Origin of the sequence: Paenibacillus apii, assembly GCF_011043685.1 — a bacterium.
GTDB lineage: Bacteria > Bacillota > Bacilli > Paenibacillales > Paenibacillaceae > Paenibacillus_AQ > Paenibacillus_AQ sabinae.
The window spans coordinates 207,267-231,034 of the sequence record NZ_JAAKGU010000009.1; the positions used below are offsets into that span (position 1 = coordinate 207,267).

Consider the following 23,768-nt stretch of genomic DNA (forward strand, 5'->3'; position numbering starts at 1 on the left):
TTGGAAGGAGTTAAGTTTATGAAAAAAGTTTATGCTGCTACTTTATGTACATCTGCTCTTTCATTAGTTCTATTTTTCCCTCAACAAACTAATGCACAAGATGTAAACGTGGGAACAAATGATATCAAAAGTAACAAACTAACCGAGACTTTAGAGGCAGATCAAAAAGAATATTATTTTGATGAAGAGACTGGAGAAATTATTACAGATTTGTTCACTATAACTGATAGCGGCATTAAGAAACTTAGTTTTGAGGATTTTAAAAAACACAGAAAGGAAAGCCAAGAAGCTGCAACTCAAAAGGCAAAATTGGATGAAGCTTTGCTTTTAAATTCTGCGCTTGTGAATTCTTCAGATAACAACCAAAAATCTTCAAGTATAGCTTCTACACCAGTACTTACTGAGTACTACTATACTGAGGGTTCTGCCGCACAGATTTATATGGCCAGTTATCCAGTAACCAATCCTTTGACCTGTGCTGCAGGAGCAACTAGTTGTAGTGCCTCTATCAGTTTCAGTAAAACAGAAGGTCAATCATTTTCGGCTAATGCAACAACGGAAGCTATAAAGAGTGCTATTAAATTGGGCGCATCATTTACTTGGAATTCTTCTGCTACGATTACTACTACTTATACTTTAACTGTACCCGGCGGTAAATCAGGAGAAATTAGATTTATGCCCCTTTTCAACAAAACTACAGGTACATTAAGAGGTTATGTTAACGGGCAATTAGTTGGAAGCGAAACTACTTCAGGGTATTCACCTGTTAAACTCGCAACAGGTATGTTAGCTGGAGACATCTATACTCGCGTTTGGTAATTCTATTTGAGTGTATTATAGAACCTTACCCTATCGTCTACGAGGGACATCTTTTACTTACTTATTAGAGTTTTTGTCTTGTAAACTGTTCAACCTAAACGGCTCCTCACTTGGCTTTGCGCTATGGGGGGCCTTAGTTATGTTATTTAGTTTCATTTGGACAGCACTCGAGAGGATTAACTGATAATCATGCTTATTTAGTATCTTATTACATGATGTTATGTTATTTACTTTTATGTATCTACAGAATGAATCTCCTCCACCCTCAATCCGGTCCCAATTATTCTCGCTCGAGCAGAATTTTATACGTTTGAGTTGCTGGTCTACTTGCATAACGATGCAACGCAAGTGCCGATCAACAAATGTGTCGAACAAAGTAATCCTGACCGGAACATTCACGTACCGGCTGTACATGATCTCCCACAGATTGTTAAACTTCGGCTGGCCGCCCCACCAAAACCACGTTCCGTTCATTTCATGATAAGGACGCCAGAGAACCGGGACATCCGCGTCGCGAAGCGCTTTCAAATGCACGGCAACTTGATCGATATCCTCAATCAGCGCGTTGTACAGATCCGTACCGGGCGTGATGATGGGCTCAAACTGTTCAGGCGTACAGTCGGCTTGTACATTGGCCCAAGTGTTGGCGGTTCCGGGGAATGTCGCATGGTAGGTAGCCGTGATGATGCCGCCTTTATTCAGCACCCAATCCTTGCAGGCATTGACCACATTGGCCCGCTGGTTATAGGTGGTCTGGTCGCTTTGGCCGTTGATCGCGCCGAATTCCACACCTTTGAGCTTCGGGTATTTGCCTGTCACGCTGAAAATGTACGGACTGAACTGGTTCGGAGATTCCAGATATTCATGCTGCCCGGAAATAATCGCCTTGCCCTGCAATTGGTACAAATACGACAATAACGCCCTGGCTGACGGGGATATATTCGGATTTACCGGTTCTTTCAGCAAAAGATTACTGTATTCGCGCTGCAAGGCACCATCTGTGATCATACTCGTCGCCGAATCCGGCAGACTTCGAATCTTTCTGTCATCCATCGCTTGTCACCTCCTTTTTAATAGAGTATGAACACCGGATGAAAGTTGGAACGGCAGGACCTCCCAAAAAATGCGCTGCTCGAAAAAGGCAGAATAATGGCTTCTCTTGTTGGTATTGTCGAAGCAGCCCTGGCTCCCGACAACAAATACACTCCGACCATATGCCTTTTTTCTGTTCTTCTATCGCGCATTAGTGTGTCTCATCATAACCTGTTAATGAGAGACAAGGACTTAGGAGGAATGCCGGGTGCCAAAAATATCTGTAATTATGCCGGTCTACAATAACGCACTGTATTTACAGGAAGCAGTTAACTCAATCTTATTGCAAACGTTGACCGACCTGGAATTGATCATCATCGATGACGGATCAACTGACGGATCAGCAGGAATCATACATGAAATAAGAGACACAAGGGTAAGGAAAATATTCCACTCCGAGAATATGGGTATTGTAACTTCTCTGAATCAAGGACTTGATCTGGCTCGGGGTCAGTACATCGCGCGTATGGACAGCGATGATATTGCTGCACTAAACCGCTTGGAGGTGCAGGCTTATTTTATGGATCAGAATCGCAGCATAGATGTTTGCGGAACAGGATACACAACTAACTATCTTGGACCCGTCAAGTTAAATCCTATGAATCACGAAGAAATAAAAGTCTGGCTATTATTTTACTGCTGCATATTACACCCTTCCGTGATGATCCGTAGTTCAGTAAATCGTCTTCATATTCGTTATGATTCTAACTATCCCCACGCCGAAGATTACGAACTGTGGAATCGGCTTTCCACATGCGCGCAATTAGCAAATATCCCCCATAATTTAATGTATTATCGACTTCATGGGGGACAAGTGTCCAATACGCACCGAGCCATACAAGATGATTCGGCGCGGAGAATCCGTCAGAGACAACTTTCTGGGCTGGGCATCCAATTATCGGATGAGGAATACGCACAATTGGTTAAATTGGCTGAGTTCCGGGTTAATGCTGAAAATTATGAGGAGTATCAAGCAGCAGCAGGTTTTGCTAATTGGCTAATTGAGCAAAATAGACAATCCCGTGTGTTCAACGAAGAACTTTTAACAATGGCTCTATCCAGATGTATATCGAGAGTTCCATACTAAAAAAAACCGCCAGACGAATGGTGTACTTCAAATCAAACGGGGTTTTGATCATACAGAGGAAGGGCTTCTCTCCAATTGCTGATATAAAAAGGCGCAGTTCCGAAATCCCGGAACCTGCGCCATTCTTGCCTTTATAGGATGCTGGTGAAGGGAATTGAACCCCCGGCCTACGCATTACGAGTGCGTTGCTCTACCCCTGAGCTACACCAGCATGTACTTAAATTTTCCGTCACAACAGAAACTATTATACCTCGTTTGGTGAAAAAATCAACTCTTTTTCCGCCCCGGATTGGTAAGGATTCAGCTCCCTGCGAAAGAGAATGCCCTGACCAACCTGTGGGGAGCAGGTCGGTGCTGCATACGTCCGGTTGGAGCCAACGTTTGCCGCCTCCCCTGCGGCACGGTGGTCCGCAGGGCCGCAATCTTGCCGCGACGCGGCGCCCCGCCCGCTCTTATTCTCCGTGCAGCTTGCGCTCTACTGACTCCAGCTTCTGCTTGCTGCTGGCCGCTTTGTCGCGCCGGTCGTCGATTTTGAGCGCAGTGGACACGCGCTGGGCGCCGGCCGCGAACGGCGTCTCGTGCAGAACTTCGACGGCCGCCAGAATGCGCGGCAGCGGGCCTTCAATAATGGTTCCCATAGATGTAAGCTCAAAGGTAATGCCCTCCACGCTCTCCAGCGCGCGCTGCATTCCGGCGACGTAGCTGCTGAGACTGGTGCTGCCGGTCCCGATCGGAATTACGGTAATTTCGGCGATAGCCATTTGAATAGCCTCCCTCTCCATGCTGAACTTTTGGAAACATCCCTGCCATCTTTCCTATATTGTAGCAACTGGGGAGCCGGGCTACAAATCATTCGCTCTCATTCATCAGTAGCCGGAGAGCATGCGAGATTGGTTTGAGGCAAAATTGAAGGCAAATCCGGAGGCTAACAGAGCCGTATGCCCACCTTTTCCACCCCCTAAGCGGCAGGTTTGTGGATGAATTTGTGGATGAATTTGTGGATTACCTGTGGACCGTTTGTGGATGTTCTGTGGATATCAAAAAATCAAAAAATATATTTACAGATACAATATATTGGGTTATCTTAAATAAACGACAACAAAATATAGTAGAATCAGGTGCTTGACTCTCTGAAGGAGAGTCCAAGCTTAATAGGGAAGCGCGGTGCGAATCCGCTGCGGTCCCGCCACTGTAACCGGATGCCCCTCCTCAGGCGAGGACGCGGGCGGCATCTTCCGGCACAAGGCCACTGAGAGCGCAAGGCGGCTCTTCGGGAAGGCGCCGGAAGAACAGACGGAAGCCAGGAGACCTGCCTGTTTCTAGGAGACACCATTCATACCAGCGCCTGCGAGGAACAGGAGAGGTGTCCGCTATGTATTTTTAGATGACCGGGCTTTATTCAATCGGGCCGGGCTTGCATAGTGGCATTTTCTGCGTTCTTTGGCGGGAAATGCCTTTTTGGAATGCGGGAAAGGTACCCGAAGGCAAGACAACCAAAGTTTAAGACAGGGACGTTACGGAGAGGAGAACTGCACAATGACGCTGCTGGAGAAACGGCAAACAAGCGGGCAAAGCGCAAACGAAGTTCTGTTGGAGGAAGTTATCGGTCTGGGGCGCGATATTATCGACAGCCGGGACATGGATCTGCTGAGGGAGAATGCCAATCTTAACGGGGAAAGCTTCTCCGGCAAGATGAGCAAATTCGGCAGCGAGTATTCCAAGTGGTATGCCCGCAGCTTTACGATGCCGCCACAGCTTGTGCAGGCGATCAAGGAAAACGTCGTATACGTGCACGATCTGGACCAATACGCCATCGGAACGACGAACTGCATTTTCATCCCGTTTGACAAGCTGCTCCGGCAGGGCTTCAACACCGGCAACGGCAGCGTGCGGCCTCCTAACTCCATTATGACGGCTATGGCGCTGACGGCGATTATTTTTCAATCCCAGCAAAACGCTCAATACGGCGGCGTATCCGGAAGCAAGCTCGACCACGATCTCGCCCCTTATGTGGCCAAATCCTTCGCCAAGCAGTTCCGCAAGGGCCTGGATTATTTTGAAGAAGGACAAGCCGGCGAGGATCTCGGGGAAATCACCATGAGCCGGACCGATCTGAAGGAACGGTACCCGAAGGCCTTCCGCTACGCGCTGAAGGAGACCGAGAGCGAAACGCTCCAAGCCTCCGAGAGTCTTATACATAACCTGAACACGATGTCTTCCAGAGCGGGCGGACAAATTCCGTTCACCAGCATCAATTACGGCACCTGCACCTCGCCCGAGGGACAGCTTGTTATCGATTCCCTGCTGACTGCGACGATGAATGGACTGGGCAGCGGAGAAACGCCGGTGTTCCCGATTCAGATCTTCAAATGTAAAAAAGGCGTGAACCAGCAGCCGGGCGATCCCAACTACGAGCTGTTCCTGAAAGCTGCGGAATGCTCGGCGCGGCGGCTGTACCCGAATTTCGCGAATCTGGACGCCCCGCTGAATCTGGCGTACTACGATCCTGCGAACCCGGATACCGAATTCGCGACCATGGGCTGCCGCACCCGGGTGCTCGGCGACCGCTTCGGACGCAATTACTGCTCCGGCAAAGGCAATCTGTCTTTCAATACGCTCAACCTTGTCCGGCTTGGCGTCCGGCACGGAATCGTTACGGGTCTGCGGCAAACGGCGGATGAGGAAGGCTTCTATCATGATCTCGATCATTATATGGAAATTGCCCTGGAGGGTCTTCTTCACCGCTTCCGCATCCAGGCGGCGCAAAAGGCCAAGGCGTCCGACTTCATGATGCGCGAGGGCGTATGGGAAGGCGGGGAACTGCTGGAACCCGAGGAGCAAGTGAGTGAGCTGCTGAAGCACGGCAGCCTGTCCATCGGCTTCATCGGGATAGCCGAATGCATGAAGGCGATGTACGGCAAGCATCACGCCGAGGATGCCGAGGTGTACGACAAGGCGCTTGCCATCGTCCGGCATATGCGCGAGTTCTGCGACCGCAAAAGCGAAGAGCTCGACCTGAATATCACCCTGTTCGCCACTCCGGCGGAAGGGCTGTCCGGCAAATTCACCAAGATCGACCGCAAGGAGCTTGGCGAAATCAAAGGCGTCACGGACCGCGAGTATTATACGAACTCGTTCCATGTTCCGGTCTACTACCCGACGGGCGCGGCGAACAAGATCAAGCTGGAAGCCGCGTTCCACGAATACTGCAACGCCGGTGCAATCTCTTATGTCGAGCTGGATGGCAATGCGCGCAGCAATACGACGGCTTTTGTCCAAATTATCCGTTACGCCCTGGAGCAAAATATCAGCTATTTCAGCATCAATCATCCCGTCGACCGCTGCTCCGGCTGCGGCTATGAGGGCGTCATCGGCTCGACCTGCCCTTCCTGCGGCGCACATGAAGAGAAGGTGCATATCCGCCGCCTGCGCCGGGTCACGGGCTACCTGACCGGAGACTACCAGACCCGCTTCAACGCGGCCAAGCAGGCCGAGGTTAGGGACCGGGTCAAGCATCTATGAATATATGCGGCTACTACCCGGAATCCATTAACGAAGGCGAAGGGCTGCGGGCCGTCGTCTTTATCAGCGGCTGCCGCCACCGCTGCCCGGGCTGCTTCAATCCCGAAACCTGGAATTTCGGGTATGGCGAGCCCGTCACCCCTTCGCGGCGGCGGCAGATCATCGGCGACATGGCCGCCAACCCGCTGCTGAGCGGTCTGACGCTGGCGGGGGGCGATCCTTTTTTCTCCGCGGAGGAATCGGCGGAGTTCATCCATGAAGTGCGCGCAGCGCTGCCGGAGTTCCCGGTCTGGATCTATACCGGCTACACATACGAAGAGCTGACGGGCATGCCAGGGTCGCCCGAATGGAAGCTGCTGTCTCTGTGCCAGGTGCTGATTGACGGACGCTTCGAGGAAGCCCTGAAGGACACGACCCTCCGCTTCCGCGGCAGCTCCAACCAGCGGATTATCGATATTCAGGCCAGCCTTGCGGGCGGCGCGGAGCCCGTGCTGTGGGAGCCGGGAAGGCTGTAAGCCGGAGCCTCGGAGCGGCCATGCGGTGCGAGAACTCGCGGCGGGTTGGCGGCGGAAGTTGAACCGGGACAGGCAAATGGGCCAAGGCACAAATGAAGCCGGAGCCCCTGTTTGCTTGGACCTTGCTTGTGGACTCTTTTGACCTTGCCCGGGCCCTTTTTGGCCTTGCTCGGACCCTTCAATAGCGGATATGCGGGAATTTCTCCCGTTTATTTTTATCATATAAGTATCTTTGAGTTATTAAGACGGAAATTCTCCAGCTTATTTGCCCGTTTTCTCCCCTTTTGGACGGAAACGGCAAATTATGAGGGAAGATTTCCCGTTCAACTCAGTGCAATGCTCGTTCAAGGGCTTATAAACGGGAGAAATTCCGGTTTATAGGTCCGGACCGGGCCTAACTATGCGCTTAAATATATCAATTTTTGATATTGAAAATTATATATACTACTGCAGCTGCCCAAGAGGTCCGCATTCATACTTACTTATGTCCATTATTCATTCATGACCTTTACCCTTTATCCCATAAAAATTTTATGCAGTGAAAGGAAGCGATCTGAATGCCCCAACTCGTAGTGAAACCCGACAACCGTCAGCTTGCCTTTGATGAAATGCGTCTTTCCGTTTATGCCAACCGTATTCTTAGTGGACTGGACAATCTGAATAAAGAGACGCTGCTGCGCGGCGTGAATGCCAAGCTGCGGCGCGACGAGGTCAGCGGCGAGGAGATCAGCAGTGCTTTTACGATGAGCGCGCTCGAGCTGGTGACCAAGGAAGAACCGGACTGGAAATTCGCCGCCGCCCGCTCCCTGCTGACCTCCCTCTACAAAAAAGCGGCGGTAAACCGCCGCTACAAAGCCTACCCGGACGAGCCGTACGGCGCGCTGTATCCGCTGATTGAAGGCCTCGTCAAAAAAGGCGTGTACCGCGAGGAACTGCTAACCGCCTACACGAAAGAGCAGATTGAAGAACTGGGAGCCTGCATCGACGCGTCGCGCGACCTGCTGTTCGACTACATCGGGCTGCTCACGCTGTCCGACCGCTATCTGGCCCGCGATTTCGATGGGCGCGTCATGGAGCTGCCGCAGGAGCGCTACATGATCATCGCCATGTACCTGATGCATCAGGAGCCTGCGGAGAAGCGTCTGGAGCTGGCGAAGGAAGCCTACTGGGCGATGAGCAACATCTACATGACCGCAGCCACCCCGACCATGTCGAACGCGGGCAAAAAAGTCGCCGGCCAGCTGTCCAGCTGCTTCATCGACACCGTTGACGACTCGCTGGAGGGCATCTTCGATTCCAACACGGACGTGGCCCGCTTAAGCAAAATGGGCGGCGGTATCGGCGTCTACCTTGGCAAGGTGCGCGCCCGCGGCTCCGACATCCGCGGCCACAAGAACACAAGCTCCGGCGTCATCCCCTGGATTCGCCAGTTGAACAACACCGCCGTCAGCGTTGACCAGCTCGGCACCCGCAAGGGCGCAATCGCCGTCTATCTCGACGTGTTCCATAAGGACATTCTCGCCTTCCTGGATCTCAAGCTCAACAACGGCGACGAGCGCATGCGCGCTCATGACGTCTTCCACGGCGTCTGCCTGCCCGACCTGTTCATGGAAGCCGTGGAAGCGCGGGGGCAGTGGAATCTGTTCTGCCCGCATGAAGTGAAGAAGGTCATGGGCTGGAAGGACGGGAACGGCCGCGCCCTTGGCCTGGAAGACTTCTATGACGAGGAGTTCGGGCAAGGCTCCTTCCGCGAGAAATACGCCGAAGCGTCCGCCCACCCGGAGCTGACCCGCATCACCGTTCCAGCTATCGATATTATGAAGCGGATCATGAAATCGCAGCTTGAGACCGGAACGCCGTACATGTTCTACCGCGACACGGTCAACCGGGCCAATCCGAACCGCCACAAGGGCATGGTGTTCTCCTCCAACCTCTGCACGGAAATTATGCAAAATCAATCTCCGACTGTGGTTGAGCACGAGGAACTGGTGACGAAGGACGGCCAGACGCGGATCGTCATCTCCAAAATCCCCGGCGATTTTGTCGTCTGCAACCTGAACTCGATCCATCTCGCCCGCGCAGTTCCGGCGGGGGTGCTTGAGCGCCTTATTCCGATTCAGGTTCGCATGCTGGACAACGTCATCGACATTAACAATATCGAAGTGCTTCAGGCGCAGTATACGAACAGCCAGTACCGCGCCGTCGGCCTTGGCACCTTCGGCCTGCATCACCTGCTCGCGCTGGAAGGCATCCGCTGGGAGTCCGAGGAAGCCGTAGAATATAACGATCATCTGTACGAGCACATCAACTACCTGCTCGTTCGCTCCAGCATGGAGCTGGCCCGCGAGAAGGGCCGCTATCCGAAGTTCGCCGGCTCCGACTGGGAGACGGGCGCTTATTTTGAACTGCGCGGCTACACCAGCGGCGAACGCGAAGGCAAATTCGTCACGACCGAGAAGTGGCGTGCTCTGAAGGAAGAAGTTGCGCGTGACGGCGTCCGCAACGCCTGGATGTTCGCGATTGCGCCGAACGGCTCAACGTCAATTATCGCCGGCTCGACGGCCAGTATCGACCCGCTGTACGATCTGCTCTCCTACGAGGAGAAGACGACGTACAAAATCGCCAACCCGGCGCCTGATCTGTCCGAGAAGACGATCTGGTACTACAAGACGGCGTTCCTGATCGATCAGAACTGGTCGATCCGCATGGCTTCGGCCCGCCAGCGCCATGTTGACCAGGGACAAAGCTTTAACCTGTACGTGCGCCCGGACATCAAGGCGACCGAGTTCCTGGACCTGCACCTGAACGCCTGGAAGGGCGGTCTCAAATCGACCTATTACGTGCGCAGCCGCGCGCTGACCATCGAGGAATGCGAGTCCTGCGCAAGCTGAAAATTCAGCACACCGTTCAAGCAAAACTCGGCACAGCTTCGCACCTACAGGGAATGCTTGAGCTTCCGATCGCTGTTATCCTCTGATTTCTTGATTTAACCGCTTAGCGGTTGAAATCTGAGGATAAAGGCGACCGCTGACGCTTCTCCAGCTTCAAGCTTCCCCTCCGGTGCCCGGGTGCCGAGCATCTAGACCACTCTGCGAGCGGCCATTTTCAGCTTCGCAGAAGATAAGGGTAATAAGAGGAGTGACCAGCCATGCAGCTGCAAAAAATATTCAACACCGAAGCCCCAAACCAATCCACCCGCATCATCGAAGGCGAATGCTCCGGCATTCTGAACTGGAACGACATCCGCATGCCGCACATGTACAAGCTGTACAAGGTGCTGCTGCTGAACCACTGGATCGCCGACGAAATCCCGATGTCCAAGGACGCCCAGCAGTTCCCGCTGCTGGATGCCGAAGAGCAGCGCGTCTTCAAGATCAACATCTCCCTGCTCGCTGTGCTTGATTCGATGCAGACGATGTTCGTCGGCGACGTGAAGCGTTATTTTACCGACTCTTCCTTAGAGGCGATATCGGCGATTATCGGGCAGCAGGAGGTCGTGCATAACCAGTCCTATTCCTACGTCCTCTCCTCGATCGTTTCCGAGCGGGAGCAGAAGGAGATCTTCGAATACTGGAAGCATGATCCCGTTCTGCTGGAACGCAATCAGTTCATTTCGGAGATTTACCAGGAGTTCCGCGATAACCCGTCGCGGCAAAGTTTTTTCCAGGCGCTGGTGGCGGACCTGATTCTGGAGGGGATTTTCTTCTACAGCACATTCGCCTTCTTCTACAACCTGGCCCGAGACCAGAAAATGATGGCGACCAGCCAGATGATCTCCTACATCCAGCGTGACGAGAACCAGCACTGCTACTTCTTTGCCGAAGTGTTCAAACAGCTGCTTGAGGACTTCCCGGAGCTGAACACCAAGGAAAATATGGACTATGTGTACCGGACCATCGACCGGGCCGTTGAGCTTGAGACGAACTGGGCGCATTATACGCTGCAAGAAGTGCGCGGCATCGACCTTCGCGAACTGAGCGACTACATCAAATATATAGCCAACAAGCGCCTCACCCTGATGGGGCTGGACAAAGCGTACGAAGGCGTTGATGTGAACTGCATGCCGTGGATCAAGCCTTTCTCCGATGAGGCGCTGAACGCGACGAAGACCGACTTCTTCGAAGCCAAATCCCGCAACTACGGCAAAGTGGGCGACGATAACGGATTTGACGATCTGTAAGCTGTCAGAAAACAAAAGCTGACGGTGCTCAATCTCTTGAGCGCCGTCAGCTTGAAAAATCTATAAAGGGATCGAAACCGTAAAACAGGTTTCCTTCCCTTCTTCACTTTTGACCGCTATTTTATAATGATGAAGCTCGATAATTTTCTTCACAATGGACAATCCCAATCCATTTCCGCCCGTTGAACGCGTTCTGGCTTTATCCACTCTATAAAATCTTTCAAATATAGACGAAAGGTCCCGGTCCGGAATTCCTTTGCCTGTATTTTTAATATGAATGTCGACGGCCTGATCCGATTTCTCCATCGACACTTCAATAAGACTGTTCGCATCGGAGTATCGTATTGCATTCGCAATCAGATTTTGCCACACCTGTTCAAGTAAATCCCGGTCCGCTGTAACGCTGCAAATATGCAGATTCAGCTCCACGTCCAGATTCTTCTCTGTCCATAACGGTTCGGATACCAGAATCACTCTGCGGAGCTGCTCGTCCAACCGGTAGGTTACAGGATGAAAGGGATGATGCTCCGAATCCAGTGAAGCCAGCCGGAGTAGATTCTCGCTTAATCTGGAAAGACGGAGGGTCTCTTCATAAATAATATCAAGATGCTCTTTTTGCTGTTCCGCCGGAATGACGCCGTCTCTCATCGCCCGGGTAAACCCCCGGATCGAGGTCAGGGGACTTTGGATTTCATGGGATACATTAATGACGAAATCTTCCCGTATTTTATCGATATTCTGGAGTTCGCTCGCCATATCATTAAAGCTGTCCATCAATGTTCCGATCTCGTCCTTTCTTCGGTGTGCAAGACGATAGGATAAATTTCCTTTGGCCATCTCCCGCGCCGCGCCCGTCAACCGGCTTACTGGCTCAACCAAGTAACGCGAGGTCAGCAAAATGAGCAAAATTCCGATAAGCAGCACACTAATGAGACCAATGAGCAATACTTTAAGAATACTCTCCAAAAAGCGGCTGAAGTCCACCTTAAGAATCATGGAATGTCCGGCTCCATCAATATCCGGCACACCGATAAAACGGATCGGCCCCTCCTTCGTGTTCAAAAATACAGGCTTCTTCAATTCCTTATCAAAAAGCGGGGATGCCTCCTCGGCGTTCAATGAAAAGGGAAGATTGCCGCGTTCCTCCACGACTTTAGCCTGCACATGATAATGGGATAAAATATCCGGCAACCGGTCGCGGTATTCCGGCGCGGTTATCCTCCAGAGCGAAGCAGCATCCTCCGCGATCTTCAGGAAAGGCTGATCAACAGCCACTTCTCTCATTGAAAACAACCGGCTGATCGTGAACGCTATAAACAGGCTGATAAACACGATGGCAACAAAAATGGCAATAATTTGGAGCCGCAGGCTTTTTCTAAACATGCTCCATAGGCTCCATTCGGTATCCGAGTCCTCTAACCGTCGTTATGAGCACGGAAGGGAATGGCTCCATTTGCTGGCGTAAACGTTTGATATGGACATCGACCGTCCGCTCATCTCCTTCGTAATCCATCCCCCACAAACTTTCGATTAGCTGTGTCCGGGTAAAAATACGGCCGGGTGAACCGGCCAGCATAAATAACAGCTCGCATTCTTTCTTTTTCAGATGTACAGTCATCGCCTGCGAAGTCACCGTTAACGATTCAAGGTCCACCGTGATCCCATCCAGTTGAATGGTCTTGGTAACGGTCATGTTGTACCGTTTCAGAAGAGATTTAACCCGCAGAACCAGCTCAACCGGATCAAACGGCTTGACCAAATAATCGTCCGTCCCCGCTGTGAACCCTCTGACTTTATCCATGGATTCGCCTTTCGCCGAAACGATCAATATCGGGATATCCAAGTATCCGCGTATCGCTTCGGTTAACTCTATTCCGTCAATGCGGGGCATCATGACATCCACAACCATTAAATCGACTTTGGTATGCGCCACGTAATCCAGCGCTTCCTGTCCGTCTTCCGCCTCAATGACATCGAAAGAGCTATTTTCCAGATAAAGCTTGATTAATTTACGGATATGGGGCTCATCGTCCACAACCAATATCTTGTTCATTCCCGGGTCCTCCAGTCCTGCAGTTTCCATCCGATTCCAAAATGCTATTCATACCGAAGAGATTCCATAGGGTCGAGCTTGGCCGCTTTGGATGAAGGGAGCAATCCGGCCATAACGCTGATCAAAGTGCTGATCCCTAATCCAAAGAGCATATACGAGGGCGTTAATTGAATCAGCTCTACACCAAATGCACGGTCAAGAATTATATTAAGCACAAAGCTGACCAGCAAGGCGCCCGCAATGGCAATTCCACCGCTCAGCAGGCCAATCAGGGCCGATTCAGAAAAGAAAATGCGCTGAATATCTTTCTTCCTTGCGCCGATTGCACGTAAAATACCAATCTCTCGTGTACGTTCCACTACGCTTACATACAGAACGATCAGAATCATTATACCGGAAACCAGCAGGGAAATGCCTGCAATGGCGGCGAGCACCCAGGAGGCCAGATTGATATAGGTTGTCAGCTGCTTCATTAGCTTGGTGGTGGGAGATGTCACAAATCCGGCGCTCTCGATATCCGTTTTGATTTGTTCCACATCATTCACATCTGCGGCATAAGCGTTAAGCTGCAGCGGACTCAAACTGATATTGTGCTGCTTATAGGCTTCTTCAAGCATGCTGTAAGCCACATAAGCATCCGCTCCTTCAACCGGCCCCCGGTCCGCCTGCTTATAGATTCCCGAGACAGTAAGTTCTTGTTCCACGATAACGGGCTGATTGCTTGAGCTCATTTCGTTCACAAATAATTTGACGGATTTCCCTATGAGGGAGCCGAATGATTGTTCATTGGTTAAGCGCTGCGCAAAACCCGTTGATAACAGTACCTCATTCCCGGACGGAAGTGTTCCCGCTTCGATATTGCTCTCTGTAACCGAATCCGTAACGGTCTGCAAGGCCGGAAGTGCATAATTTTTACTGTCATATACCATGTTGGATTTCTCTCTGATGGTCGTTGCTTTCTCTACGCTCTTCACATCTTTAATACCGCTTATCTTCGCCACATCTTCTTCGGTAAACGGATCTCCTACCAACCTCTCAGCGGGGGGGCCACCTTGCGCCTTAACGTTCCCGCCTGTCGACTTCACCACGTCAATAAGAAGCGGATTCGTGCTGGAATTAATCTGGTCGTTGATATAGCCGGTTACGCCATTCCCTAGCGACAGCATCAACAGGACGCTGGATATACCGATTGATGCTCCCAAAGCGACAAGCATATTTCTTTTGGCCTTTAATTGCATATTTCGGATCGCCAGTTTAAATGAAGCCAGAAAGCTTAAGCTCTTCCCTTTTTTATCTACCAATTTCTTCTCCGAATGATAACGCTCTTTTAAAGCCTGGTCTTCCCTTATGCTCCCATCCTCTACCCTCACAATCCGGCTGCCGAAATCCGCCACTCTTTGGGAATGCGTCACTGTAATAATGAGAACGCCCTTTTGCGCGATAGAATCAAGAAGGTCAAGGATTTGTTCACTGGTTTCTTGATCAAGCGCGCCTGTCGGTTCATCCGCCAAAATAATATCCGGATCGTTCGCCAATGCCCGCGCAATGGCAACGCGCTGCTTCTGCCCCCCCGACAGTTGATTTGGCCGCTTCTTCACATGCCCCTTCAAGCCCACTTCCTCCAGAATTTCCAGCGCGCGCCGGTTTCTTTCCTTCTCGCTTTTATCCATCATCTGCATCGCAATGGTTACATTTTCAAGCACGGTCAGATGCGGAATCAGGTTGAAGCTCTGAAAAATAAACCCGATTTTATTTTTTCGGTACGCATCGATTTCCTTCTCTTTCATGGATCTCAGCGATTTCCCCTGTACGATCACTTCACCTTCGTAATCCGAATCCATACCGCCGATAATATTCATGAGCGTTGACTTTCCCGAGCCCGACTCTCCCAGAATGGACACAAACTCGCCGCTGTCAAAGCTTAGATTTACGCCGTGGAGAACCGCTATTTTTTCCTTTCCGGCCAGCTTGTACGATTTGTTTACATCTTTGATCTCTAATAATTTCATGCTTCATCCTCCACTTATCCGTTTCTCTTCCTGCCTACATCCTACCCGTTCAATGTGAACTGAAAATGAACTGGAAGCCGTGGCACAAGAATAGAAATCCGCCGGCATTTCCTCAAAGTAACCGCAGTTTATAAAAAATAGCAGCAAGTCCCCGGTTATTGGATACTTGCTGCTATTCCGGTATCCGGGATGCATGCACCTCTTTCGACCCTATCCCCGGTTATATTTCTCGTCATACTCCCGCCTGGGAACAAAAAAGTGCCCACTTACATTAACTCAGTACTTGTACTATCGTAACGTTATAGCCGCATTTTAACCTAACAAACATTCCATTCACAAGGAGTTGGGCGTTATGAAAATAAACAAACGGGGAGTCGGTGTCATTGGTGCGAATATGAACGGTTCCTGGGGAGCACTTGCCCACCTTCCGGCATTGCTCGCGCTTCCTGAATTTCAGGCGGCTGCCGTCTGCACGACCCGTCAAGACAGCGCTGATGAAACGGCGAAGCATTTTGGCATCCCCCATGCTTTTACCGATCCGTATGAGCTGGCCATCCATCCGGATGTCGATCTGGTAACGATCGCGGTTAAGGTACCCGAACATGAGAAGCTGGTACAAACCGCGCTGCAGGCCGGAAAATCCGTCTTTTGCGAGTTTCCGCTCGGACGATCGTCCGCTGAGGCGGCTCACCTGCTCCATGCATCCGAAGAAAAGGGGGTACGTCATTTTGCCGGACTTCAGTCCCGGGCCAACCCGGCTGTCCGCTACCTGAAAGACTTGATTGCCGAGGGATACATCGGGGAAGTCCGGGCCGTACACTGCAGCTACGCGCTGCCCCTCTTCCCTTCGCGGTCAAAGCGGATCCCTCAATCCCGGGTCTATTTGCTGGACAAGACAAACGGAGCGAACCATCTAACAATAGCCGCCGGGCATTTGCTGGATGGAATAACATATCTGTTTGGCCCCTTCTCAGAAGTATCGGCCGTTCTGGAGACGCAGGCCGACCGGATACCCACGATAGAAACAGGAGAGATCGTTCAAGCCACTTCGCCCGATCATGTGGTCATCACCGGCAAACTGGCGGGTGGAGCGATTATAAATACCCACATCCGCAACACCCACATCGGACATTTTTCGATTGAAGTAAACGGGACGGAAGGCGACTTGGTCCTGCAATCGAACGAGAACTTCATGTTTCAGATCGACTCGTTCACGCTGAAGGGAGCGCAGCCGGGTAACAAAGCCTTCGGCGAACTGCCCATCCCCCCGCAGTATGCTTTGCAGCCTTCGGGTCTGCCAGCGGGTCCCGCATTCAATCTGGCCGGACTGTACAGGGAAATTTACAGCGATCTGGAGAATAACACCCGCTTGGCTCCCGATTTCCAAACGGCACTGGCCGTCCATACATTGATCGACGCGGTACAAAGAGCTGCCGATACCGGGACGAGACAATCAACGGAACCCTTAGACTAAAGCTCGCAGCCGCAAAACGTCTCAAACCCAAAAACGACCCATTCCCGCTGAAAGCGAAAGAATGGGTTCGTTTGCCGGCGCTGCAAGCTTTATTTCACAGGGCGGTGGGGACAGGGCGGCGGGAAACAGACTTTTACACCCGGAAGCGGTTTACCAGAACCTGCATCCCTTCCGCCATATCGGTTACGGCATGGAAGGACGAGGACATCTCTTCCATCGATGCGAGCTGCTGCTCGGCCGCGGCGGAGACGTCCTGGGTTCCGGATGCGGTGGTATTCGCTACGTCGGAGATGCCTTGAATCGACTGCACGACATACCCTGTACCGGCTGAGATTTGCTGGGTGGCCGCCGATACTTCCTGAACCTGATTCTTCACCTCATCGACATAATGTTCGATCTCGGTGAACAAGCTGCCCGCCGTATGGACAAGCTCCATGCCGAGATCCACTTCCTTCGTTGCCTCCTGCATGGAATTTGCCGCATGGCCGATATCGGTTCGAATGCTCTGTATGAGACCGGCGATCTGTTCGGCGGAACGGGAAGACTGCTCGGCCAGATTCTTGACCTCCTCGGCGACTACCGAGAAGCCGCGTCCGTGCTCTCCCGCCCTGGCCGCTTCAATGGCGGCGTTCAGCGACAATAAATGGGTCTGCTGCGACAATTGCGTAATGTCCTCATTCATTTGCCCGACTTGCTGGGAAATGGACGACAGCCGGGCAATTACCTTCCCTACCCTGTCGACGGAGCCGTTGATGGACTTCATCTGTTCAGTGACGGTACGAACGGCTTCTCCGCCTTTGGACGATTTGAGAGAGGCGGTGGCCGTCGTTTCGGCAACCGAAATGGCGCGCTCAGAGATTTCCTGAATTTGTGAGGCAACCTCATGAATGGTATGTACGCTTTCTTCCACCTTCAGCACCTGAAGACCGGCGCCGTCGGCGATTTTTTCAGTAATTCCCGCGATATGTCCAGACGCTTTGGAGGTTTGCTTGGCGCTTTGGGACAACTGCTCGGCAGAGGCCGCCAATTGGCTGGAAGACTGGCCGATTTCGGTCAGAACGGACTTGAACGACTCGGCTATATGATTAAAGCTGTCGGCAATCACCTTTAGCTCATCCTTGGTACTGACATGAAACCGGACGGATAGATCCCCGTCGGCCATCCGGGAAGCCGTCTGCTTGATCTCGGTCACTACCCGGGTAATCGACCGGTAAAGCGCCGTGAACAGATACAGCGAGAACAGAATGGCCGCTCCTCCGATCAGCTCAGTCCAGAAGACCTGGCGGTTACGATCCTGAACCTCCTGCTCCAATCGGTCATTGACCCAGCCGATTCGTGCATCCCACTGCGCAAACGAACGGTTCAGCGCATTCTCCGACAGCTCCAGCCATTCGCCCTGATTCAGAGCGACCTTAAGCGGCAGCAGCACTCCGGATTCCACCTTGTCCAGCGCAAGCGCTACACTCTCCTGCGTCCCAGCATCCCCGGCTCTCACCGCCTTGAGCGAATCATCCTGGCCTGCGGCGCCGCCAGTCGGCGAATAAATACGGTTCCAGCCGCTCTGCACGGAATCCCAGTCGGCGGCTATTGTGTTCTTGACCACATCATCGATGGTGGTCTGCGTTGCAGCGGTCAACGTATCCACCTGAAACAATCCGAGCTGGTGCAGGAACGAAGGGAACTTGCGGAGAGTCTCTTCTTTGATCAGGAACAATTCGGGATCGCTCTCCAGCAAGAGTTCCGACTTCACCCCCAGAAGGTCGATCAGCTCCACCGTCCGGTTCAACAGCTGCATATGTACGTCGAGGCTTTCCAGGCGTCTCAAATTGGGGCCTTCCTTTTTAACCGCGTTCCATTGGTCCAGATAGGCCTTCCATTTCTCCTGAAGCGAAGCGTCGCTTGGAAAGGCGGCCAGTTGGGTCTTAAGAGACTCCAGCGACCGGTCGATCTCGGCTTCGGCCTTCTTTAGCTCTCCGTTATCCGGCACCCCCGCATAAGTGCCTGCCTGTACGATCGAATGCCGCTCCATCAGCCTCAAAAGTCCTCCCGTTATTTCCACTGCCTTCAGTCCCTCGATCTGAACCTTCGTAACCGCGACCGAGCTTCGGGATTCGACCGCGGATTGCCCGGCCAGTACAAACACCGGCACAAGCACAGCTATCCCGATCAGAGTGAACTTACCCAGAAAAGACAACCTGTTGAGTAAAGCGATTCCCGGCTGGAGTCCCAAAAATCCCCAAGCATTTCTCGCTTTAAGCACTCTAACCAATGAACTCATGACCTTTACCCCTCTTCAATTCTTTAAATATATACTATTCCTACTAATTTACTATGAAATCTAGCATGATTATTTTCCTATGTCAATGAATTAAGTAGTATCCTTTTTGTACTATACGTTTGCGAGGCGGGGCATAAAAAAATAAAGACACCCCTTTTTCGGGATGTCTTTACCTGGTAGAAATGGAGCAGCCGCTTCCGGCAAGGGCCCCTCGTTCAAGTTGGTTAGCCCTGCGCCTTGCGCGCCGCTTTCAGCTCCGTCTCTTCTGCGAATTCCTCCAGCACATTATTCAGCCGCAGCTGCAGCTCCTCCGCGATCTCCACCACGCCCTGATCGTTCCGCACGACCTGGGAATCCACGGCGTATACGCCGCCCAGGATGTGGCGCGCGCCGAGCACGGACAGCACCGGCTTCAGCGCGTAGTCGATCGTCAGCAGATGCGCCAGACTGCCGCCCATGAAGAGCGGAAGTACGATTTTGCCGGCAAGGCCTTTCTGGGGAATGAGATCGAGGAACGTCTTGAGCACTCCGGTATAGGATGCCTTGTACACTGGACTTACAATGACGAGCGCATCCGCTTCGGCTACAAGCCCGTTCGCCTTGACGATCGCTTCGCTCTCAAACTTCGTATGAATCAGATCCTCCGGCGGCAGCTCCGCCACATTGATCCGCTCGACTTCAAACCCTTTGCCTTCAAGCGCATGCTCGGCGTGCTCGATTACCGCATTGATGCGCGATACAAGGGACGGCGTCCCGTTGATTACCACAATCTTGGCCACTTTTCCACCTCTTCTGTCTGCTCGGGCTTTAGCCGGCCCGTAATTCCGACAATAATACTTAAATTTTAATTATCGTAACAAAGGGACACTGCCCATGTCAACGCGGACGGGCTCTGAAGCTTGGAAAGCGTCGGCAAATAATGAGACCTTGGCGAGAAGCTCCTTTAAGCATCAATTACTGAACAGCTGTTCGAATTCGACAAACCTCGTCTGGAATAGCACTCCGCAAGAAAGAAGGGTTTACGGCTTTAACCGGAGCGGCGGGTAAACCTACCCATGCGATACGAACTTCAATGAGACGCGGGTGAGCAGGATAGGGCAGAAAACCTGAAATAGTGCATCTTTTTTTCCATTTGAAGCAGCCACGGGTAACGCGCCTGTAAATGTGCAGTTTTGGGGGTTTGTTCAACCTCAAATTCATTCCGCACAGTTGAAATCCCTGCATAATCTCAGGAACTTCATGATAACCGACGCTTTCGATGAAAAAAAACTTCACTTGAGCCGTTTTGCCAACCCGACGGACAGTTCCAAACAAACATGCCCTAATGCATCAGATTGAACATAGGAATCTGTATTGGTCATGCCCTCATTTTACCAAGCCTTCTGCACGGACAATCCAATACTTCTGCTCCTCCCTTCTTGCCATCCGCATCTCCCTGCGCTATACTAAACGGCAACATCACATCCCGATCAGGCCAATGACCGGCATCCAACCGTGAGGCGTTTGCGACCGGGGCGGCATCATAACCGCTCTCTAAGTTTACCGGGTTTCGCCCGTTACCGCGAAGACCAAAGAGGATCGAATACATGCCGATTTAGGCTAGGATTCGGTCAACCTGGGTGGCACCGCGAGCTGACGCTCCTCGTCCCATGGATGAGGGCGTTTTTTGTATTTTTTTACAAAAAGGAGCGAACGGTTATGCTGGACATGGGTTGGATCAGGGAAAATGCGGAGCTTGTCAGACAGACGGCCAAGTGGAAAAAGGTCGATTTTCCGCTAGGTGAGCTGCTGGAATGGGATGACCGCCGGCGCGAGCGGCGCCGGGAGACGGAAGAGCTGCGGACGCGGCGCAATGCGCTGACCAAAGAAGTGGAGTCGCTGCTGCGACAGGAGAAGCTTGCTGAGGGTGAAGCGGCCAAGGAACAGGTTAGGGAAATCGGCGGAAGGTTGGCTGATCTGGAAACGCGGCTGGCTGAAGCGGAGAAGAAATGCCGGGAGCTGATGCTCCTGGCTCCAAATCCCGTGTCGAAGGATACGCCGATCGGCGAGAGCGACAACGACAACGTGGAGGTCCGGCGCTTCGGGGAGCCTCCGGCCTTCGGCTTTAAGCCCCGGGATCATGTGGAGCTCGGCGAGCTGCATGACATTATCGACATTCCGCGCGGCGTCAAGGCGGGCGGGCCCCGAAGCTATACGCTCAAGGGAACCGGGGTATATCTGCATCTCGCCGTGCAGCGGCTCGCGCTTGATGTACTGACCGCCAGAGGGTTCACGGTTATGGACGTGCCGGCAATCGTCCGCCCGGAGACGCTTGAACGCACGGGCTTCTTCCCCGGCGGGATGGACCAGACCTATGAGCTGAGCGGCGAGAACCGCTGGCTTGCAGGCACCTCGGAGGTACCGCTTGTCTCGCTGTACAGCGACGAAATGGTTGAGTTGACGGAGCCGATGAGGCTGGCCGGGATATCGCCCTGCTTCCGGCGCGAGGTCGGCTCGGCGGGACGTGACGTGCGCGGGCTGTACCGCGTGCATCAGTTCTCGAAGATCGAGCAGGTTGTCCTGTGCGAGAACGACCCGGAGGTTTCGGAGCGCATGCTGCAGGAGATTTTGGCGAACGCCGAGCATATTTTGCAGCTGCTGGAGCTGCCCTACCGCGTCGTGGCCGTCTGCACCGGCGACATGTCGCTGAAGACGCACAAGCAGTATGACATCGAGACGTGGATGCCGGGGCGCAGCGCCTACGGAGAGACGCACTCGGCGTCGAATCTGCTGGATTTCCAGGCCCGCCGCTCGAATATCCGTTACCGGGACGCGGGCGGCAGGGCGCGATACTGCCACACGCTGAACAATACAGCGGTGGCCACGCCGCGCATCCTTATCCCGCTGCTGGAGAACCACCAGCGGGAGGACGGCTCGATTTATATTCCACAGGCTTTGCGGAAGTATATGGACGGGCGGGAGGTTATTCCCGCGCCGCAGACGGCGCTGTAAGACGGCGCGGGAGGTTAGGCGGCCTATCGCGGTTCCCGCCCCATTCCAGGGATCGGTTCGGGATGATCGGGGCCGGGACGGGCGCGGCCGGCTTGCATTACAAAGACAAAAGGTCCAACCGGGAATGGCCGGTTGGACCTTTTGCCATGCGGATGAGTAGCCTGAGCGGCCGGAAACGCCTAACGGCTCCGCTCCAGCCAACGTACGGCATAATCCACAACGGCCCGCTGGGACATCAGCCTGGCAGGCGCCGCCGCGACCAGGCTCTGCCGGACCTCCCCGGTTTCCCGTTCAAAGTCCTCGCCGATTCTTCCGAAATCATCCGAGTTCCATTCCAGATCGGGAAACCGCGCCCATCTTCTCGCCCCGTTCTCGGTGATCAGGGCGCAGGCTTCGATTTCTTTTTTCTCCCGGTAAGCGGAACGGTACTCTGCAAGATGCATGGAGGTGTTGTTCAAATGCCCTACACCAAGCATCAGCACCATCCCGTCCAGATCGTACAGACGCCGAAGCGGCGATCCGTCTCCGAGACCGTAGGGCAGCTCATGTCCGGCGGTAACCGTATCGGCATGCTTGCCCCAGGCGGCGAAGGAATACAGCGGATGCCCGCTGCGCCGTACTCCCGTCTGCTTGCGAAACGTTTCCGGTATAATGCCCATCCCGCGCGGAAGCGTCAACCCGGGATCGTAGGGCGGCATCTCTTCCCGGATCGAATCCCACCACTCCTTCGGAACCGGGGGATTGATCCAGCCCGAAGGATCGGTGAGATCGGTCGAATGTGTCGGCATGATGAGCGTTCCGTCTTCGCCCAGCGCTTCCTCCAGCGCCAGAATCACGGCGGCGGGCCCGCCCGCCACCCATTCACCCAGCGATTTGAACGAAGAGTGTAGCAGCACCGTCAACCCTTCACGGAGGCCAAGGCGCCGAAAATCCTCCGCCAGTGTCCGTACCGTGATTAAATTCCCTTTTATTTCTTCCATAAAACAATCTCCAATCGTATCTATAGCTGTGCGTTATACGTTAGACCCGTCTATCACAAGTTTACCTTGTAAATGCCCGCCTCCCGATCCGGCAAATGGCTTCCCTGCCCGGGAGGCAGCAGAAAGAACCGCTGCACGGAAGGAAGCAGTGTCACAATCTGAATGAGCAGCCCGAGGCTCATATAAAATACATGCACGAGGCTGACCGAGTTCATAATGTACGTCTCCACCATGATCCAGATTATCTGGCCAAATCCCACATATAAGGATAGCGCCCAGGAGGAATGTAGCTCTTTAAAGGGAGTAAGGGTGTCGGCCCATGCCCAGCGCGGTTTTTTGACCATACCATACAGTACAAAGAGCGGAAATACTCCGAATACCGCCAGCAGGATAATCCCCGGAATTAAAAAGTCGGAAAAAGGCGACCGCTTCAACAAGGTATCCGCCGGCATCCCCATCATGCTTCCGCTCGGATCAATAATGAGCATCACCCCTCCTGCGATCGCTCCCAAGCCCAAAAAGGCTTGCAAAACATAAAGAAACATCACGGCGGGCGGCCGTCTTTCCGCTTTCTTCTCTTCCGCTCCCGCGCCCGGCTTCACCGACCGGTTTGCCCGTTGACTCATTCCTTCTTCCCCGCTTCCATTCTTGAATTGGGCGGCCCGCAAGCGGGCGGTCATCCTCTGCTCTCATTATAACGGAACCTTCCGATTTGCGATGAGACACCGATTACACCAGGTGAATATCAGGGGAAGCGCATGAAAAGTG

Annotated in this window: 17 protein-coding genes, 1 tRNA gene and 1 riboswitch; of the genes, 8 read left to right on the plus strand and 10 right to left on the minus strand. The window is 52.9% G+C overall.

From position 1 onward, the window contains the following. The first annotated feature begins 18 nt into the window (after positions 1-18). A complete protein-coding gene (locus G5B47_RS18735; protein ID WP_165101239.1) occupies positions 19-819 on the plus strand; it encodes a hypothetical protein in 801 nt (266 codons plus the stop codon). 57 nt (positions 820-876) lie between these two features. On the opposite strand, the gene G5B47_RS18740 is transcribed toward G5B47_RS18735, so the two are convergent. Continuing rightward, positions 877-1,872 (minus strand): glycosyl hydrolase, encoded by a 996-nt coding sequence (locus G5B47_RS18740; protein ID WP_165101241.1) that lies wholly within the window; start codon positions 1,870-1,872, stop codon positions 877-879. 247 nt (positions 1,873-2,119) lie between these two features. On the opposite strand from G5B47_RS18740, the gene G5B47_RS18745 reads away from it, so the two are divergent. Next, positions 2,120-2,998, plus strand: coding sequence for a glycosyltransferase family 2 protein (locus tag G5B47_RS18745; RefSeq protein WP_165101244.1), 879 nt, complete (start codon positions 2,120-2,122; stop codon positions 2,996-2,998). A 139-nt stretch (positions 2,999-3,137) separates the two neighbouring features. On the opposite strand, the gene G5B47_RS18750 is transcribed toward G5B47_RS18745, so the two are convergent. Next, a tRNA-Thr gene (locus G5B47_RS18750) sits at positions 3,138-3,209 on the minus strand. 241 nt (positions 3,210-3,450) lie between these two features. Beyond that, the gene (locus G5B47_RS18755) at positions 3,451-3,759 is read right to left on the minus strand and encodes an MTH1187 family thiamine-binding protein (RefSeq protein ID WP_025332906.1); all 309 of its coding nucleotides are present in this window, start codon (positions 3,757-3,759) and stop codon (positions 3,451-3,453) included. Positions 3,760-4,097: 338 nt separating this feature from the next. Further along, positions 4,098-4,329, plus strand: a riboswitch (cobalamin riboswitch). Positions 4,330-4,534: 205 nt separating this feature from the next. On the opposite strand from G5B47_RS18755, the gene G5B47_RS18760 reads away from it, so the two are divergent. The 4 genes from G5B47_RS18760 (at position 4,535) to G5B47_RS18775 (ending at position 11,215) form a co-directional block, all read left to right on the plus strand. Beyond that, positions 4,535-6,520 (plus strand): anaerobic ribonucleoside triphosphate reductase, encoded by a 1,986-nt coding sequence (locus G5B47_RS18760; protein WP_165101247.1) that lies wholly within the window; start codon positions 4,535-4,537, stop codon positions 6,518-6,520. Continuing rightward, on the plus strand, positions 6,517-7,035 hold the full coding sequence (nrdG, locus tag G5B47_RS18765) for an anaerobic ribonucleoside-triphosphate reductase activating protein (protein ID WP_165101250.1): 519 nt from the start codon (positions 6,517-6,519) through the stop codon (positions 7,033-7,035). The genes G5B47_RS18760 and nrdG overlap by 4 nt, the downstream gene beginning before the upstream one ends. Positions 7,036-7,592: 557 nt before the next feature. After that, the gene (locus G5B47_RS18770; protein ID WP_165101253.1) at positions 7,593-9,926 is read left to right on the plus strand and encodes a ribonucleoside-diphosphate reductase subunit alpha; all 2,334 of its coding nucleotides are present in this window, start codon (positions 7,593-7,595) and stop codon (positions 9,924-9,926) included. A 257-nt stretch (positions 9,927-10,183) separates the two neighbouring features. Continuing rightward, positions 10,184-11,215, plus strand: coding sequence for a ribonucleotide-diphosphate reductase subunit beta (locus G5B47_RS18775; RefSeq protein ID WP_165101255.1), 1,032 nt, complete (start codon positions 10,184-10,186; stop codon positions 11,213-11,215). A gap of 60 nt (positions 11,216-11,275) precedes the next feature. Here G5B47_RS18775 and G5B47_RS18780 read toward each other — a convergent pair whose 3' ends face one another. The 3 genes from G5B47_RS18780 to G5B47_RS18790 are packed head-to-tail and all read right to left on the minus strand — an operon-like array spanning position 11,276 to position 15,277. Then, entirely contained in the window at positions 11,276-12,598 is a 1,323-nt protein-coding gene (locus G5B47_RS18780; protein ID WP_165101258.1) for a HAMP domain-containing sensor histidine kinase, read from the minus strand. Continuing rightward, on the minus strand, positions 12,591-13,268 hold the full coding sequence (locus G5B47_RS18785; RefSeq protein ID WP_165101261.1) for a response regulator transcription factor: 678 nt from the start codon (positions 13,266-13,268) through the stop codon (positions 12,591-12,593). The genes G5B47_RS18780 and G5B47_RS18785 overlap by 8 nt, the downstream gene beginning before the upstream one ends. 44 nt (positions 13,269-13,312) lie before the next feature. Continuing rightward, a complete protein-coding gene (locus G5B47_RS18790) occupies positions 13,313-15,277 on the minus strand; it encodes an ABC transporter ATP-binding protein/permease (protein ID WP_165101264.1) in 1,965 nt (654 codons plus the stop codon). A 352-nt stretch (positions 15,278-15,629) separates the two neighbouring features. Between G5B47_RS18790 and G5B47_RS18795 the strand changes: the two genes are divergently transcribed. Next, on the plus strand, positions 15,630-16,751 hold the full coding sequence (locus tag G5B47_RS18795) for a Gfo/Idh/MocA family protein (protein ID WP_165101267.1): 1,122 nt from the start codon (positions 15,630-15,632) through the stop codon (positions 16,749-16,751). A gap of 133 nt (positions 16,752-16,884) precedes the next feature. On the opposite strand, the gene G5B47_RS18800 is transcribed toward G5B47_RS18795, so the two are convergent. Together G5B47_RS18800 and ssuE are read right to left on the minus strand one after the other, a co-directional pair. After that, positions 16,885-19,029, minus strand: coding sequence for a methyl-accepting chemotaxis protein (locus G5B47_RS18800; protein WP_165101270.1), 2,145 nt, complete (start codon positions 19,027-19,029; stop codon positions 16,885-16,887). Positions 19,030-19,253: 224 nt separating this feature from the next. Then, positions 19,254-19,808, minus strand: coding sequence for an NADPH-dependent FMN reductase (gene ssuE, locus G5B47_RS18805; RefSeq protein ID WP_165101272.1), 555 nt, complete (start codon positions 19,806-19,808; stop codon positions 19,254-19,256). A gap of 919 nt (positions 19,809-20,727) precedes the next feature. On the opposite strand from ssuE, the gene serS reads away from it, so the two are divergent. Then, entirely contained in the window at positions 20,728-22,020 is a 1,293-nt protein-coding gene (gene serS, locus G5B47_RS18810) for a serine--tRNA ligase (RefSeq protein ID WP_165101275.1), read from the plus strand. A 179-nt stretch (positions 22,021-22,199) separates the two neighbouring features. Here serS and G5B47_RS18815 read toward each other — a convergent pair whose 3' ends face one another. Next, positions 22,200-23,000 carry an aminoglycoside N(3)-acetyltransferase gene (locus G5B47_RS18815; protein ID WP_165101278.1) on the minus strand — a complete coding sequence of 267 codons (801 nt, stop codon included), beginning with the start codon at positions 22,998-23,000 and terminating at the stop codon, positions 22,200-22,202. 53 nt (positions 23,001-23,053) lie between these two features. After that, positions 23,054-23,626, minus strand: coding sequence for a hypothetical protein (locus tag G5B47_RS18820; protein WP_165101280.1), 573 nt, complete (start codon positions 23,624-23,626; stop codon positions 23,054-23,056). Between the last annotated feature and the right edge of the window lie 142 nt (positions 23,627-23,768).